The sequence below is a fragment of the Candidatus Oscillochloris fontis genome (genome assembly GCF_004138135.1).
Lineage (GTDB): Bacteria > Chloroflexota > Chloroflexia > Chloroflexales > Chloroflexaceae > Oscillochloris > Oscillochloris fontis.
The window spans coordinates 21,336-38,264 of the sequence record NZ_RYFD01000045.1 but is presented as its reverse complement, the minus strand read 5'-3'; the positions used below and the strand labels follow the sequence as shown (position 1 = coordinate 38,264).

Sequence of the window (16,929 nt, the reverse complement as noted above, 5' to 3'; positions counted from 1 at the left end):
GGCATACGTGCATCACCTATTCGTAGAAAAATACAACGATAGGCGATTTTTAAAGTTTATGTACTAGCACAACCCCCTATTCGTTACAAAATATCATCGTTGGTCAAGTCATTTTCGTCCATATATTTTCGACGTACTTGAATACGCTCAAATTCAGGGTGCTACACTCTACCCTGATCTTCTCCCGAAATACATGAATAATGTTCAGGAATCACTTTTCCGCAAGCTCAAAACAAAAGGCACACAGACCATAAAGAGCGTGCTTGCTCAACAACAAAAAGATCATTATATTTTCTACCAAGAAGCTACCCAATACTGGATTAAATCCACATTGGGTTTACCATACTACGCAAAAAATGGAATTGTAGGCGCACCAGCGCATGGGCGCTATCTTTACTTTCAGACAAAGGAGGTAGCCCAGGCTGCCAGCGCAATTCTGAACAGTAACCTATTCTATGCCTATTTTATTGCCTACGGTGATTGCTTCCATCTTAGTGATACCTTAGTATCGGGGTTCCCAATTGCGCCTAGTATGTTGTCAGACTCTCATCTTGCCAAGTTAGGACAATCACTATTGTCCGACCTAACAGCAAATGCCATACGCAAGACGATCCAGACGCGGGATGGAGATCGCATCGAATACGCCGAATTTTACGGCGCACAATCCAAACCCATCATAGACGAAATAGACCGCGTCCTAGCCAGCCACTACGGCTTCAGTGACGAAGAGCTAGACTTCATCATCAACTACGACATCAAGTACCGGATGGGGCGGAGCGAGGCGGAGGATGAGGAGTAGGGGGAAGGCAACGTGATGCGCCCCGATGTTCGTCCTCTGCGCACCTCTGCGTCCTCTGCGGTACACCAGATCAACCGCAGAGGACGCAGAGGTACGCAGAGGGATGGTGATAGGATCATTCTGGAGGGCGCGACCCGACATGCTCCTCCACATGCCCGAAGGTAGGGTCGCGCCGCATGGCTTCGACAGGCTCAGCCAGCGGCGCGGTGGCTGAGCTTTTCGAATGCAGCGCGCCGCTGCGCCTTGGCGTCAAACAAGGAGCCTCTCGTTTTGACGCAAGGACGCAAGGGCGCAAAGATAAAACTCTAAACCAAAACCCTTTGCGTCGCTGCGCCTTTGCGTCAAAACGGGAGGCTGGTCTACCCGATTTTGACACAAACCGGGCTAGGCCGCCAGATACTCACGAACATCTACCTGTGCGCCGGATTGCGCCAGTTGCTCTGCGGTGGCCAGCAACCGGGTTGCAGCTTCCTCTTCAATATACGCCTCACCACAATTAGGACAGACACGCGCCGGTACATCGCGCACCACAAACGTGAGCTTGTTACGAGTCAGCGTTACCGTTGTCGTACCGGGTTCAGTTTCGCTCTGGCGGCAGATTACACACATCATAGACGCCTCCTCTTAAAATCTGCGTCCCACTGGCCTGGATCTGGCTCGTAGGCCGTAATAACAATAGTCTCACTGTCTCTTCACCGACATCTCTTCGCCCCAGACTGCTTGGTCATTTTGCGTCCTAGCCGAAGTATAGCATGGCGAGCTTCGGCGATTTCTTCCACTGGGTATCACGAAAAAACCTCTGCGCACCTCTGTGTCCTCTGCGGTTGATTTGGTGTACCGCAGAGGACGCAGAGGTGCGCAGAGGGATGGTGATAGGATCATTTCGGTGGGTATATCACGAAAATACCCACTTCTGCTGTGGTATTATCTCCTTGTCACCTCCACCCCGGCGCTGGAGTATCTGAACGACACAAGGAGCGGGATCGTCTGTGCAGGCACCACCAACGCTTTCTCGAACGGCTGCATCTGTTCGCACGCATACACTTGTCTGGGCGTTGTTGCTCGTTATTCTGCTGGTGGCGGCCTACTTCCGTAGCCTGAGCCTGCCGGATTGGGATTCTGATACGGGCCAGCATCCCGATGAGCGCTTCTTTACCAATGTGGCTGCGACGGTGCGCTTGCCGTCGAGTCTCAGCGAGGTGTATGATTCGGCGCGTTCGCCGCTCAATCCGCGTAACTACGAGCAGTTCTCGTTCTATGTCTATGGCCCGTTCCCGATCTATGTCACCCGCCTCGCTGCGGTGGCGCTGACCCCCAATGATGGCCCGGCTGGCCCGATTCTGCCCCTGCAAGTCCCCGCGCTCAATGGCCCGCCGCGTGTGCTGGATGCGGTCGCCTATTCCTCCCAGATCCAGACCGATCTTGGCCCACTGGTGGATAATCCTGAACGGGCGATCCCCAAACTGACCCCGCTGATCGCAATCTTTAACCCCGATGGCGTCAATCTGACGGCGTATGGCCAGATCAATAAGGTCGGGCGTGCAGTGGCGCTGCTCTTTGATCTGGGGACGATCCTGCTCGTCTTTCTGATCGGGCAGCGTCTGCGGGATGATCGTCTGGGGCTGTTGGCGGCGGCATGTCTGGCGCTGGCGGTCATGCCGATTCAGCAGACGCACTTCTTTGTTGATCCGATCTTCTCGACCTTCTTCGCCACGCTGGCGCTCTATTGGGCGGTGCGGATCGCCCAGGGTGGCGGCCTCGTCTGCTACCTCGTGCTCGGCCTGACAATTGGGGTGGCGATGGCCAACCGCATCACCCTGGCCAGCCTGGGTCTGACGGCGATGATCGCGGCGTTGGTGGCGCTGCGCACCAGCCAGCCGCGTGCGGGCTGGGCCGATCAGGTCTGGTTCTTCTTCACCCAGAAGTTGCCGCTACTCATCCTCGCGGGTATGCTCACGTTGCTCAGTTTCCGCACCTTTGCGCCCGATGCCTTTAGTGGCTCCTTGCCCGCTTCACCAGAGATGGTCGGGGAGCGGATTGTGGAACTGGATCGGCTGCGCGGGATGGGCTTCTTCGACGTGCGCCTCGATCCGCGTTTCGTCAAGAATATCCGCGAAGTTCAACACCTGATGACGGGTGAGATTGATTTTCCGCCCGGCCAGCAGTGGGTGGGGCGTCCGGCCTATCTCTTCGCCTGGAGCAATATCGTGCTCTGGGGCATGGGACCGGCGCTGGGGATTGTGGCCTGGTTGGGGTGGGTGGGGTTTGGGCTGGGGGCGGTACGGGGCGCTGTTCACACTTCTCCTAGCATCTCGATTTTGACGCCAAGACGCCAAGGCGCAAAGCCTGCAATAAAACCTTGGCGTCTTGGCGTCTTGGCGTCAATCAGAAGTTTTCTTTCTCCCAAGGGTGAACAGTTACCCGCCGCCTGGGTACTCTTTGTCTGGATCGGTTTTTACTTCGCGTGGCTGGGCGGGCAGTATGCCAGTACGATGCGCTACTTCTTGCCGATCTATGGTTCGTTGACGATCTTTGCCGCCGGGTTGATGCTGTGGCTCTGGGATGCCTTCAGCCTCAGACGCTTCTGGCCGCGCCTGCTGGTGATTGCGGTGCTGTTGGCAACGTTGGGGTGGGCGTATGCCTTCTCGCGGATCTATACCCAGCCCCATAGCCGGGTGATCGCGGCGCGCTGGCTGACCGACCACGCCGCGCCCGGTTCGCAGGTGATGGCCGAGATCTGGGATGATCCGTTGCCCCTTCAGACCACCAATACCGGCTGGGGGATCTCGCTCTTTGGGATCGAGTCGGCTCCGTATGCTGAGGATGAGCCGCAGAAGTATACGGGTTTCTATAACAACGAGGGCTTTTATCAGGAAGGGCTGCTCGATCATCTCGATCAGGCCGACTATATCACCCTCACCAGTAACCGGGTCTATGCGAGTACCGCCCGCTTGCGTATGCGCTACCCGGCGCTGATGAACTATTACCAGAGCCTCTTCAATGGCGATCTCGGCTTTGAGTTGGTGGCCGATATTACGTCCTACCCGACGATCCTGGGTCTCAAGATTCCCGATCAGATCGCCGAAGAGGCGTTTAGTGTCTATGATCATCCCCGTGTGCTGATCTTCAAAAAGACCTATGCCTATTCGCGTGAACGTGCTGAAAGATTGATCACCGCCTCGGTGCTGTGGAGCGAGGTCTATAAGTCGCCGACCCAGATTGCGGATCGTAACCCGACGGCGCTGCGCTTCACACCAACCCAGTGGGAACGCTACACCAACGCCGGGACGTGGTCGCAGCTCTTTGCGCAGGGCTGGCTGGCCAATCTGGCTCCGCTCACATGGTTTGTAGTGTTAGAATTGCTCGGCCTGGCCACCTTCGCGCTGCTCTTCCACCTCTTCCCGCGCCTCCCCGACCGGGGCTTTAGTCTGGCCAAGATCCTTGGCCTGTTACTCGTGGCCTATCTGGCGTGGCTGCTTGGGAGCCTCGACAATGGCACCGGCCTGCCCGGTATGGCCGGGCGCACCGCCACCGACCGCCTGCCCCTGCTGCCGCTGGCCTTTACGCCCGCGACGCTCTGGCTGTGTGCGGCACCGCTGCTGGGGCTGGGGGCGTTCGTGGCGTGGCGTAGCCGCGCCGCCCTACGCGATTTTGCCCGCGCCAACCGGGCCATGCTACTCAGCGCCCAGGGGATCTTCGTGGCCTTTGTGCTGCTGGGTCTGGTGCTGCGCTGGTTCAACCCCGATCTCGGCCACCCGGCACGCGGCGGCGAGAAGCCGATGGATCTGGCCTACCTGACGGCGGTGCTGAAGAGTGCGGCCTTCCCGCCCTATGATCCCTGGCACGCCGGGGGCTATATCAACTACTACTACTTTGGTTTTGTGCTGGTGGGTGCGCTGGTGCATCTGAGTGGCGTGCTGCCCAGCGTGGGCTTCAATCTGGCGATTGCGACCCTGTTTGGGCTGACGGCGCTGGGGGCTTGGGGGGTGGTGTATAACTTGGTGGCTAGTCGCACACCTCTCAACCGCAGAGGATACAGAGGAACGCAGAGGGATGGGTTTCGCGCTCCTTGTGGTTCTTCCTCTGCGTTCCTCTGCGGTCAAAAACCGGGGCACAAGAGGATGCGTAACCGCATGCCAATGCTCTGTCACACCCCCCAGCGCCGCGCGCTGATCTCGGCGCTGCTTGCTCCGCCGCTACTGCTCATCCTCGGCAACTTGGCCCAGGCGCTCTGGTACCTGAATGGCTACGCAGCCGAACAGGTGGCCAAGGGGCGTCCCGAATGGGCCTTCTGGGATGCCACGCGGATTGTCGAGGGCACGGTGAACGAGTTCCCCTTCTTCACCTTCCTGTTTGCCGATCTGCACCCGCACCTCATGGTGATGCCGCTCAGTCTGACGCTGTTGGGTCTGGGGGTGGCGTGGATCGTGGCCCAGGGGGGAGCTATTTACCCTGCGCCTAGCCTCCAGATTTTGACGCCAAGACGCAGAGACGCAAAGCCTGCAAGAAAACCTTTGCGTCTTGGTGCCATAGCAGTTCTGGGGCTGGCGGCGCTGCTCGCCGGGGCGATCCGCGCCACCAACACCTGGGATTACCCGACCTTTGTCGGGTTGACCGCACTGACCGTCGGGTGGGCCACGTGGCGCAGCGGGCGGGCGGCAGGCCACTCGCGCTTCGCCGCGAGTCTGCGCGGGGTGGCGGTGGCCGTGGCCTTCCCGCTGCTCGGCAATCTGCTCTTCCTACCCTTCACGAGCGCTTTTGTCACCGAATCTTCCGGCTTGCAGCCGCTCTTAGACGAGAGTGCGCCGAGTCTGATCCAGGCGCTGACGAAGGTGGCGCGCACGCCACTCTGGGAACTACTGCAACTCTATGGCCTTTGGCTCGTGCTGATCGCGCTGGCCGGATTACTGCTGCTGCGCCGTCTGGTGGGAACGGGCTTTGCACTAGGGTTCGGAGTCGCTCTGGGGGGGATCGCGATTGCCGGGAGCCTCTTTCACTGGCCCGCGCTGGCGCTCACCCTGCCCATGCTGAGCGTGGGTGTGGTGCTGCTCTGGTACTTGCTGCGCCTGCCCGTTCTGAGCCAGATCCCCATCCTGTGGGCCACCGCCGCACTGGGGCTGCTGGTGCTCGTGGATCTGGTCGTGATCAAGGGCGATGTCGGGCGCATGAATACGGTCTTCAAGTTTGGCCTGCACACCTGGACGCTCTTCGCGCTGAGCGCGGCAGTGGCGCTGCCGCATCTGTGGCACTGGCCGGTGCCTACCGGGGGAGTTTTACGTACCATTGCCGTGGGGCTGAAGCCCCCGGCTAGACGCTACAAAGCCCGCCTACGCGGGCTAACCCCAGCCCGCGTAGGCGGGCTTCGCGGGCTTAGCCCGCGACTTCAGTCGCTGGGCAAACCACTACGCCCCCGCCCCTGGGCGCGCTGGGTGGTGCGCAGCAGCATCGGCCTGCTCGTGACCGCCGCGTTGGTCTACCCGCTCACCGCCACCCCCGCCCGCCTCGCCGACCGCTGGAACGGGGATGCGCCGCACGGTCTCGATGGGGCTGCCTTTTTACCAAGTGTGAACGCGGTAACGGCTGGCCCCACCTATTCGCTGGATGAGGACGCTGCCGCGATCCGCTGGCTGCAAGAGTCGGTACAGGGAACGCCGGTGCTACTGGAGGCCCATCTGCCCTCGTACCAATGGGCGGGGCGGATTTCTAGTTTCACCGGCCTCCCCACGCTGCTCGGCTGGGAGTGGCACCAGATCCAGCAGCGCATGGTGATGCAGGCCAACCCGGTGATTGCTAACCGCCAGACGATCATTGCCGAGATCTACAACACGCCCGATCCGATGCAAGCACTCGACTGGCTCCAGCGCTATGGCGTCACCTACCTCTATGTGGGTGGGGTGGAGCGCAGCACCTACAGCGCCGAGGGCTTAGCCAAGTTTGAAACCCTGGTCGCGCAGGGCGATCTGGTGCTGGCCTTTAGTGCCGGACAGACGCGCATCTATCAGGTGGTGCGCCCCGGCCAGCCGCAGATGTTGACCAGCGATGTACCGTTGGCGATCCCCACGCTGCGGACTGCACCGCCATTGCTGCTGCAAACGCCAGTCAATGAGCAGCCCGAAGTCAATGAATATGCGTGGAATCAATGGGTGGCGGGCAATTCATGGCTGGCCACGCTACTCTGGCTGGGCCTCTGGTATACGCTGGCGCTGCTCGGCCTGCCACTGGCCCAGATCATCTTTGCGCGCAGCCGCGACGCGGGTTGGGGCTGGGCGCGCCTGATCGGCTGGCTGCTACTGGGCTGGGCGATCTGGCTGCCGACCAGCCTGGGGCTGTGGCGCTACAACGTCTGGGGGGTGAGCTTCGGGTTGGTGTTGGTGGTCATCCTCAACACTTGGCTGATCGTTCGCCAGGGCGGCCTAATTCCCATCTATGGGAATTTGCGCAACCATTGGGCGGGCGTGTGGCGTAGCGAACTGATCTTCCTGGCCGGGTTTGGCGTAATGGTATGGATACGCGCACTCAACCCCGATCTGTGGCACCCGATCTGGGGTGGCGAGAAACCGATGGAGTTTGGCTTCCTGAACGCCATCCTACGCAGCCCAACCATGCCACCCTACGATCCCTTCTTCAGCGATGGCTACATCAACTACTACTACTACGGCCTCTACCTTGTCTCGTTACCGATCAAAATCAGCGGCATCGCCCCGGCCATCGGCTTTAATCTAGCACTCGCCACCCTCTTTGGGCTGACCTTGAGTGCCGCTTTTAGTATCGTCACCCGCCTAACCGGGCGTACCCGTTATGGGCTGGTCGGTGCAGGCTTGGTGGCGGTAGCGGGCAACCTGAGCGCGATCTTCGAGTCGGGATGGTCGGCGGGGTGGGGGGCGGTGAGCCGCGCCCTCGCCGCCGGGGGGCTGGCGGGGCTGGGCGAGCGCCTGGGCGACTGGTACATCGGGCCGAGTCGGGTCATCCCCTTCACGATCAACGAGTTTCCCTTCTTTTCATTCCTCTTCGCCGATCTGCACGCCCACCTGATCGCGCTGCCGATCACGCTGTTGGTGATCGCATTGGGGTATGAGCTACTCTTTTGTACTGATAGAGTAATTGTTCATACTTCTCCTAGCCTCCAGGGTTTGACGCAAAGACGCAAAGACGCAAAGCCTGCAACAAAATCTTTGCGTCTTTGCGCCTTTGCGTCAACACGAGGTTTCTTTTACTCCAAGAGTGAACAGTTACAAATGCTCCTCCTCAGCCTCGCCCTAGGCGCACTGGCCGTCACCAACTCGTGGGACTTCCCGACCTATGCATTGCTCACGGGGCTAGTGCTGGTGGGTGGGGCATGGCGGCGCAAGGCGGGATGGCGGGGCATCGTGGTGGCCGGAGGCACGGCGATCATGATCGCCGTGGGTGGGATGCTGCTCTACGCGCCCTTCTTTGAGCGCTACTTCGCCTTTGTGCGCGGGATTGGTTGGGTGGCGGGGGAAGCCGGAACCAGCCTCCCCGACTACCTGATCGTCTTTGGCATCCCCATGGCCATCCTGATCCCCGCGCTGATCGGGGCCGTGTGGCGTAGCCTCGCAACTATACACATTGCTCCTAGCCTCCCGATTTTGACGCGAAGACGCGAAGGCGCAAAGCCTGCAACTAAACCTTTGCGTCTTCGCGCCTTGGCGTCAATCAGACGCTTTCTTTACCCCAAGTCTGAAGAGTTACCCACCGACCGGCAAGATGCCGGTGCTACCATACGTGGCATCCTGATCGCTCTGGGGCTGATCAGCCTCTTCATCGCCATCCTGCGCCCCGATCTAGCACTGCGCGTGGCGCTGCTCATGCTGATCATCTTCAGCAGCGCGGTGCTGCTCCGGCGTCCGATCCGCAGCGGCACCTGGTACGCACTGCTCCTGGCATGGCTGGGCTGGGCCGTCTCGCTAGGGGTGGAACTCATCTACATCCGCGACCACCTGGATGGCGGCGACTGGCAGCGCATGAACACCGTCTTCAAGTTCGGCATGCAAGCCTGGGTACTCTTCGCCCTCGCCGCTGCCGCCAGCCTGCCAACCGGGATGCGGGCATTGCGCCGCATGGGGGGGAAATATGCCCAAACCGCCGCCCTGATCGGGTTGGCCGGGCTAGGGCTGCTGGCCCTGGCCTACCCGGTGGCCGCCATCCCCTCGCGGGTCGCCAACCGCTTTGCGGTACAGAGCGGGCCAACCCTGGATGGCCTAGCCTTCTTGCGCGAGGCCAGCTTTGACTATGACTGCCGCGCTTTTGGGGGTTGCGTCGGCGGAGCGGAGCGGGTCACGGTTGATCTGCGTGGCGACGCGGCGGCGATTGACTGGATCAACCGCGAGATACGTGGTACCCCGATAGTAGTGCAATCCAACCTCTGGTTCTACCGCGCCTACGGGATACGCATCGCCGCCAACACCGGTCTCCCCACCGTGATCAGTGCGCTACACGAGAATGAACAGCGCGACCCCAGCCTGACCGGGATGCGCGACGCGGCATTGAGCAACTTCTACACCACCACCAGCATTGATGATGCCCTGCGCTTCTTGGCCACCTACCGGGTCAACTACATCTACATCGGCGGGGTCGAGCGCGCCTTCTACCCACCCGAAGGATTGGCCAAGTTTGAACAACTCGAAGGCAACTACCTGCACCGCATCTACGACACTGACGGGGTTCAGATCTACCACGTGGCGGGCATCCCGCAGAGCTACGCCTACCCAGCCCCGGTGAGTCGCCCGGTAGCCCCTGCCGCGCCAGACGCCAACAGCCACGATATTGAGGGGCTAGAACGCGCCCTCGCCGACAACCCCACCGATGGCCCGACCGCCTTTGGGCTGGCCGATGCGTACCGCAACCAGGGGCGGCTCGAAGATGCGGTACGCATCCTTGCTCCGGCGGCACATGCCAACCCCGACGATACCGGCCTTCAGCACCTCTACGGCGACATCCTGAGCGATCTGGCGCGCTATACTGAAGCCGAAGCGGTCTACACCGCAGCGGCGCAGACCAACCCAACCGCCGAGAACTGGAACAAACTGGGCACCGCATTGCTGGATTGGGGAGAGATTGGTAAAGCCGAGATGGCCTTCTTGCAAGCGATCAGTATCAACCCCGATCTTGCCGACCCGCACTACTTTTTGGGCCTCGTCTTTGTGCAGCGCCAGGAGCGCGATCTGGCGCTCTCTGAGCTACTCGTCTACCTAGAGTTAGACCCATCTGGGCCATGGGTGAATCAGGCAGTGCAGATCATTACCGATCTGCACTATGAGGTTGAGGAGTAGGGAGATGGGCATGGTATACTTATATAAGTACATACGTTTGCAAGTAAGGAACACACTTCCGTGATCCCAATCAGAGAGCAGGTACATCAATACTTGGAAGGAAGCGACTATCAACCTCTCTATATTCAAGGAGACTCTTTGGATGTTCTTAAGCAGTTACCCTGTGAGAGTATAGATATGTGTATGACAAGTCCCCCTTATTGGCATAAGCGTGAATATATGAACGGTGGTATTGGACTAGAAGAAAATTTCGAGGAGTATATTGATAAATTATTGTTAGTATTTATCGAGATAAAACGAATTCTAAAAAAAACAGGATCATTCTGGTTAAATATCGGAGACACGTATCTTTCAAAAGGACTTATCGGTCTACCTTGGCGCATAGCCATTGCGATGATAGATCGTCAGGGTTGGATTCTGCGAAATGATGTTATTTGGAACAAGATCAAAGGCCCTGACAATACGCAAGACAAGCTACGCAATGTTCATGAGTATATCTTTCACTTTGTCAAGCAAAATAAGGGGTACTATTATGATGATCACGCGATTCGTTCAAAACCTCGGCTGGCACAGATTAAAAATGGAGCCGTAGTTTCAGCAACTGGTGTGACAGGTGTACGCTATAAGCGTCAGATTCAGCTTTCTACGTCTCTATCACAGACAGAAAAAGAAACGGCTTTTCTCGCATTGAATAACGTTTTGGAACAAGTTGCAAATGGTGAGATTTCCGATTTCCGTATGGTTATCAGAAACCAACAACGAACAACACATTCTGAATCTACAAAACTGTCAGGTCGTGCAAAAGAATTACAGCAGAAAGGATTCTATTTCCTAAAATACCACCCTAATGGCAGTAAGCCGGGTGATGTTTGGGAAATCATCCCCGAAGACACTCAAGGTCGTGAGGCTCATTATGCAGCTTATCCTGAAGATCTATGTAAAATACCAATCCTAGCTACTTGCCCATTAGCAGGAGTGGTACTCGATCCTTTTTGCGGGACAGGAACAACAAATGTTGTTGCTAAACAGCTTTTCCGTAAATCAATAGGAATTGATATAGCGCAGGAATACCTCGATTATGCGTATAGAAGGAGCAATACACTATTATGAGTAATGTATTTGAATTATTTGGTGTGCCAACCTTCAAAGCCAATGAAGACTGGGAAAGCCTTGTAGAGCAACAATACTGCCCATACCTTGAAAAAAGATGTATAAAAATTCGAAAAAGCCAACCTGAGATTGCAATTGGAACCTGTACTGTCAATCATGGAGCTAAAGAAGGTGTAGGTATGATCATCTGCCCACACCGATTTTTAGAGCTTAAGCAGATATTCATGGACTGTATTCACTTATTAACTCTTCATGAGCCAGGAAACGAGTTACACAACATTGCTGAGGTAGACGTTCCGGGTGGAAGTATTGATTATGTATTAACTTCTGTACGAAATGGCATAGTAGTTGATTTTGTGGGCATAGAATTGCAGGCATTAGATACCACTGGTACGCTCTGGCCACATCGCCAACGATTTTTGCAAGAGGTTGGTGTAGGTGATGCTCATGGTGCTGATGTGAACAAGCCGTATGGTATAAACTGGAAGATGACAGCAAAGACAATCCTCGTTCAGTTGCATCACAAGACCGAAACGTTTGAGCATTTAGGCAAGCATGTAGTTTTAGTACTCCAAGAACCATTGTTAGATTATATGAGAAGAAATTTTTCTTTCTCACATGTTGAACATGCCAAGCTGGGAGACTCTATGCAATTCCATTCATATTCTTTAGTGAAAGAAGAAAAACAATATCGTTTGAGATTAAATTCTAGATCAAGCACGAATGCGAAGGGAATAGCCACCTGTTTAGGGCTTCAAGTAACACCCAATGTAGAGATGGAGAAAATCATCACTGCCCTACAAGCTAAAATATCTTCACGAACACGACTTACTCTTTAATGCTGTGAGGTATTGTCACTCAACTGCTGGTACAAAAGGCTGGAGATGTCTACTGCAATTCTGATCTGGTGGTTGGTGGCCCAAGTTGTGGGTTTGCTGGGGCTTCCATACACGCGCCTGCTCTTCGGCCACCTCCCCGATGCCGGTTACCCCTTTGCCAAGCCACTTGGTTTGTTGCTGCTGGGCTACGTGGCCTGGTTGCTGGCAATGCTGGGGTTGGGGCGCTTTGGGTTGCCCTTACTGATCATCTGCATCCTGCTCTTGGGTGGTTTCGGTATCTGGCTTTGGCGTCATACTCCCACCCAACCCCTGCCCACCCGCACCAACCTGCTTGGCTATGAGGCGATCTTCCTGTTGGCGCTGCTCGCCTTCATCTGGATGCGTAGCTACGATCCGACCCCTTGGGGTACCGAGCGGGCAATGGATTTCGCCTTCTTCAATGCCATCCAGCGCAGCCCCACGTTCCCACCCCTCGATCCCTGGCTGGCGGGTTATAGCATCAACTACTACTACTTCGGCTACCTGCTGATGGCGGTGATGGCCCAACTGAGTGGCTTGGCTCCCAGTATGGCCTACAACCTGGCCCTGGCCCTGATTGTGGCCCTCACCGCCCAGGGGGTGGTCGGGTTGGTGCGCTGTATGATCGGCATGGCCGGCGGGCATGGCTGGCCGAGTTGGCTCGCCGGGGTGCTCGGTGCTGTGTTGGTGCTGGTCGCGGGCAATCAGTCGGGGGCGATCCAGGTGCTCCTGGGTGACGAGCGCGCCGTGGTGCTCGATGGCCCGCAGTTGGTGGCGGCGGCGGGCCAAGTGCTCGGCGGTGCAGCGGAGATCGAACTCTCCCCCCCCGCGCCCACCGGCGAGTTTGGCGACCTGAGTGGCTGGGAACGCCGCGACATGGCTGCGCCCGGCGCGTTCAACTGGTGGTGGCCTTCGCGCTCGCTCTGGGATCGCTACACCCTGCGGAATGAAGATCCACCCCGCGAGGAGTTGCGCTATGCGATCACCGAGTTCCCCTTCTTCAGCTTTCGCCTGGGTGACATGCACCCGCATGTGATGGCGCTCCCGTTTGGGTTGCTCGCTATGGCGCTGGCGGCGAGTGTGCGGCGCAGCGAAGAAGATACTGGTGCTTCGCGTATGCTCACGTTGCTGCTCAGTGGCCTCGTCCTGGGCAGCCTCTACGCGATCAACAGTTGGGATCTGCCCACCTATCTGTTGCTCTACGCCGGGGCTATGCTGCTTGCGTACCGTACTGCCCCTAGAACCCCGATTCTGACGCAAAGCCGCAAAGCCGCAAAGCCTTCAATATCTGATCTTCGCTCTCCAGAACTGAGTAACGTAACCAAACCTAACCTTGGCGTCTTCGCGCCTTTGCGTCAAGAAGAAGCTTCGCTGTCTGAAAATACGTCACCCTTCCCCTGGCGCACCTACGCCCGCCATCTGGGGCTGGTGGTGCTGCTGAGTTTCCTGCTCTTCCTGCCCTTCTACCTCACCTTCCGCTCGCTTGTCGGTGGGGCCGATCCGCTGATCAACCTGCCGATTCTGAGCAAGATCTCCAGCATTATCGGTCTCTACCCCGCCACCCGCAGCGGTCTGCACGCCTTCCTGATCATCTTCGGCCTCTTCGCGGTTCCCATCCTCACCCTGGTCTATCTCGTGCCCCAACCCGCTACCCCCTGGATCGTGCGCTGGTTGCCACCAGTGCTGCTGCTCGCGGGCCTACTGCTCGGCTTCCCGCTACTGGCCGTCTTTGGTCTGGGAGTGCTGGCCTTCAGCATTGCCCTCGATCATCCCCACGATCCGGCGCAGCGTTTTGCGTTGCTCCTCACGACGCTGGGCTGTGCGATCATCTTCGGCACCGAGATCATCTACATCCGCGATGTCTTTGAAGGCTGGTCGGCGCGCTTCAATACCATCTTCAAGTTCTATTACCAAGTCTGGTTGCTCTGGGGCACGCTCACCCCCTTCGCCCTCTGGTACATCCTCGTGCGCAGCACCGGCCTACGCCGCGTGGCGGGGATTGCCGCTGCGGCGCTCAGCGCGATCTTCCTGGTTGGGGCTAGTGTCTACCCCGTGCTGGTGCTGCGCGACATGCAGTTGGGCCAACCCCGCGACCTCAATGCGCCAACCCCGCGTGAACAGAGCACCGCCGAAGCCGAGGCTATCACGTGGTTGCGGTATAATGCCGCGCCTGGAAGTGTGCTTGTTGAGGCCATCGAGGTCATCAACATGACCGAGGTGCTGCTCTATGATCACCCGCCAAGCTGTGGTGGCTCCTACAACCCCGAAGGCTACGCCGGAGTATCGGCGGCCACCGGGTTGCCCACCATCCTCGGCTGGGCCGGCCACGAGAGCCAGTGGCGCGGGGGCGATCCCGCCGCTGCGGCCCAGCTCGGCCCGCGCTGTAGTGATGTCTACCGCATCTATACCAGTAATGACCTAGCTGAGACGCGCCGCTTGCTTGATCAGTATGCGGTACGCTATGTCTATGTTGGCGATCTTGAACAGGCCAACTACACGCCTGAGAGCCTCGCAAAGTTTGCCCAAATCGCTACTCCAATCAGCTTCGGCAATGGTGAGGTGATCATTTATGTGTTTAATCCCAAACGTTAAAAAGTACTTCATATCGTAAAGGCAGTGTGCTATAATTCCGCCAAATACTGCCAACAAGGGCGTTGGCACCATGTGGCCTCAAAGGAGCGCTGCCGTCATGATCACCAAGATGCCCGGCCCACCCGGAAAGGTACGGGTGACGTTCGCACTGCCGTCTGCTATCTGGGCGGATACGATCTATCTGGTCGGCGATTTCAACCATTGGGATAACCATGCCACCCCTATGCGTCAAACCGAGACTGGCTGGATGGTCACACTAGAACTTGATGCCGGTTGCTCGTTCCAGTATCGCTACTTGCATAATGGGAGTGAGTGGCACAATGATTGGAATGCCGATGGCTATGAATCAAACGCTTTTGGGGGCGATAACTCGGTGGTGATGACGCCCGATTTTGAACATGATGCCCAGCAGATTGAAATGGCTGAGCGCGAAGCTGATCATGTGCTGAGTTTCAGCCAACCCAAGATGCGCTTAGCTCGTTCAAATTGATCATTCCCAAGGGGTGGAGATTGGAGGAGGCGAAGCCTCCCCCAAAGAACTTTTTTTTCTCATACGTTGGCGGCTTCGCCGCCAACGTATGAGAAAAAAGCGGGTCTGGGGCGCAGCCCCAAGAACGTTGCACATGCCCTGTGAGGCGAAGCCTCCCCATCGGCAGATCACCAAGAATCAGGTATTATTGATAGGGCAAGGAAGCACATCTTCCTTGCCCTATACGAATGTTATGAGGAGCTTATGTCCCACGCTATTCCCGTACTTGATTTTGGTTCCCAGACTGCCCAGTTGATCGTGCGCCGCGTGCGCGAGTTGGGCGTCTATAGCGAACTTTTGCCCCACGATGTTTCCGAAGAACAGGTGCGGGCGCTCAATCCGCTGGGGGTCATCCTCTCTGGTGGCCCCGCCAGTGTCTATGAGCCCGGTGCCCCCCAGATGCCCGCCTGGTTGCCCACGTCGGGCTTGCCTGTCTTGGGGATCTGTTATGGTATGCAGTTGATCAGCTACGCCCTCGGTGGCGTTGTGCTTAGCCCCGAAGACCGTGAGTTTGGCCCGGCTGATGTCGCCCTCACCGGCGAGCATCCCCTCTTTGCCAATACCCCCCTTAACCAGATGGTCTGGATGAGCCACGGCGACCGCATTGATGCGCTGCCACCCGGTTTCCGTACTCTGGCTTCCAACCCTTCCACGCCCTTCGCCGCCATGGGCGATGATGAGCGCCACTGGTATGGTGTCCAGTTCCACCCGGAGGTGGTGCATACGGTTCATGGCAAGCATATTCTCGCCAACTTCCTGCATACCATCTGTGGGGCCGATTCCTCCTGGCAACCGGCCAACTTTGTCGCCGATGCGGTCGAGCGCGTGCGCGAGAAGGTGGGCGCAGAGGGGCGTGTCATCTGTGCCCTCTCTGGTGGGGTGGACTCGGCCGTCGCCGCGCTGATCATCCACCGCGCCATCGGCGAGCGCCTCACCTGTGTCTTTGTGGATAACGGCCTGCTGCGCCTCGCGGAAGCCGAGCAGGTGATCGCCACTTTCCGCGAGCATTTCCACATCCCCCTGATTGCGGTAGATGCCCGCGAGGAGTTCCTCAGCGCCCTAGAGAATGTGGCCGACCCCGAACAGAAGCGCAAGATCATCGGTGAAAAGTTCATCCGCATCTTTGAACGTGAAGCCCGCGCCCTCGATGATGCCCAGTTCTTGGCTCAGGGCACCCTCTACCCCGATGTGATCGAGAGTAGCGCCCCCGACCGCAAGAAGGGCGTGACGATCAAGACCCACCATAATGTGGGCGGGCTGCCCGCCGATATGCAGATGCAGTTGGTGGAGCCGCTGCGCTATATGTTCAAGGATGAAGTGCGCGCAGCGGGACTCGAACTCGGCCTGCCCGAAGAGTGGGTCTGGCGCCATCCCTTCCCCGGCCCCGGCCTCGCCGTGCGCATCATCGGCCCGGTCAGTTGGCCGCGCCTCGAAACCCTGCGCCGCGCCGACGCGATCTTCCTCGAAGAGTTGCGCACCGCCGGATTCTACCGCGCCACCCAGCAAGCCTTCGCTGTGCTCCTGCCGGTGCAGAGCGTCGGCGTCATGGGTGACGGGCGCACCTATGCTGACACCATCGCCATCCGCGCCATCACCACCGAAGACTACATGACCGCCGATTGGGCACGCTTGCCCTACGATCTTCTGGCGCGCGTCAGTAGTCGCATCGTCAACGAGATCAGTGGGGTCAACCGGGTCGTGTACGACATCTCCTCCAAGCCACCAGCGACGATTGAGTGGGAGTAGTGCGGC

8 protein-coding genes are annotated in these 16,929 nt (G+C 58.0%); 7 read left to right on the top strand and 1 reads right to left on the bottom strand.

The features are described 5' to 3' along the window. Positions 1-193 precede the first annotated feature (193 nt). Positions 194-799, top strand: a complete 606-nt coding sequence (locus EKD03_RS14900) for a hypothetical protein (protein ID WP_129632515.1) — start codon at positions 194-196, stop codon at positions 797-799. A gap of 384 nt (positions 800-1,183) precedes the next feature. On the opposite strand, the gene EKD03_RS14895 is transcribed toward EKD03_RS14900, so the two are convergent. Further along, positions 1,184-1,411 carry a type II toxin-antitoxin system MqsA family antitoxin gene (locus EKD03_RS14895; RefSeq protein WP_129632512.1) on the bottom strand — a complete coding sequence of 76 codons (228 nt, stop codon included), beginning with the start codon at positions 1,409-1,411 and terminating at the stop codon, positions 1,184-1,186. 443 nt (positions 1,412-1,854) lie between these two features. Between EKD03_RS14895 and EKD03_RS14890 the strand changes: the two genes are divergently transcribed. The 6 genes from EKD03_RS14890 (at position 1,855) to guaA (ending at position 16,923) form a co-directional block, all read left to right on the top strand. Further along, a complete protein-coding gene (locus tag EKD03_RS14890; protein WP_129632521.1) occupies positions 1,855-10,089 on the top strand; it encodes a DUF2298 domain-containing protein in 8,235 nt (2,744 codons plus the stop codon). 60 nt (positions 10,090-10,149) lie between these two features. Further along, the gene (locus EKD03_RS14885; RefSeq protein ID WP_129632509.1) at positions 10,150-11,199 is read left to right on the top strand and encodes a DNA-methyltransferase; all 1,050 of its coding nucleotides are present in this window, start codon (positions 10,150-10,152) and stop codon (positions 11,197-11,199) included. Then, entirely contained in the window at positions 11,196-12,038 is an 843-nt protein-coding gene (locus EKD03_RS14880; protein ID WP_129632506.1) for a NotI family restriction endonuclease, read from the top strand. The genes EKD03_RS14885 and EKD03_RS14880 overlap by 4 nt, the downstream gene beginning before the upstream one ends. A 45-nt stretch (positions 12,039-12,083) precedes the next feature. Further along, positions 12,084-14,648: a DUF2298 domain-containing protein gene (locus EKD03_RS14875; protein ID WP_129632503.1), complete on the top strand. Its 2,565-nt coding sequence runs from the start codon at positions 12,084-12,086 to the stop codon at positions 14,646-14,648. A gap of 97 nt (positions 14,649-14,745) precedes the next feature. Continuing rightward, positions 14,746-15,138, top strand: a complete 393-nt coding sequence (locus tag EKD03_RS14870) for an isoamylase early set domain-containing protein (protein WP_129632500.1) — start codon at positions 14,746-14,748, stop codon at positions 15,136-15,138. Between the two features lie 243 nt (positions 15,139-15,381). Beyond that, positions 15,382-16,923: a glutamine-hydrolyzing GMP synthase gene (guaA, locus tag EKD03_RS14865; protein WP_129632497.1), complete on the top strand. Its 1,542-nt coding sequence runs from the start codon at positions 15,382-15,384 to the stop codon at positions 16,921-16,923. Positions 16,924-16,929: the final 6 nt, after the last annotated feature.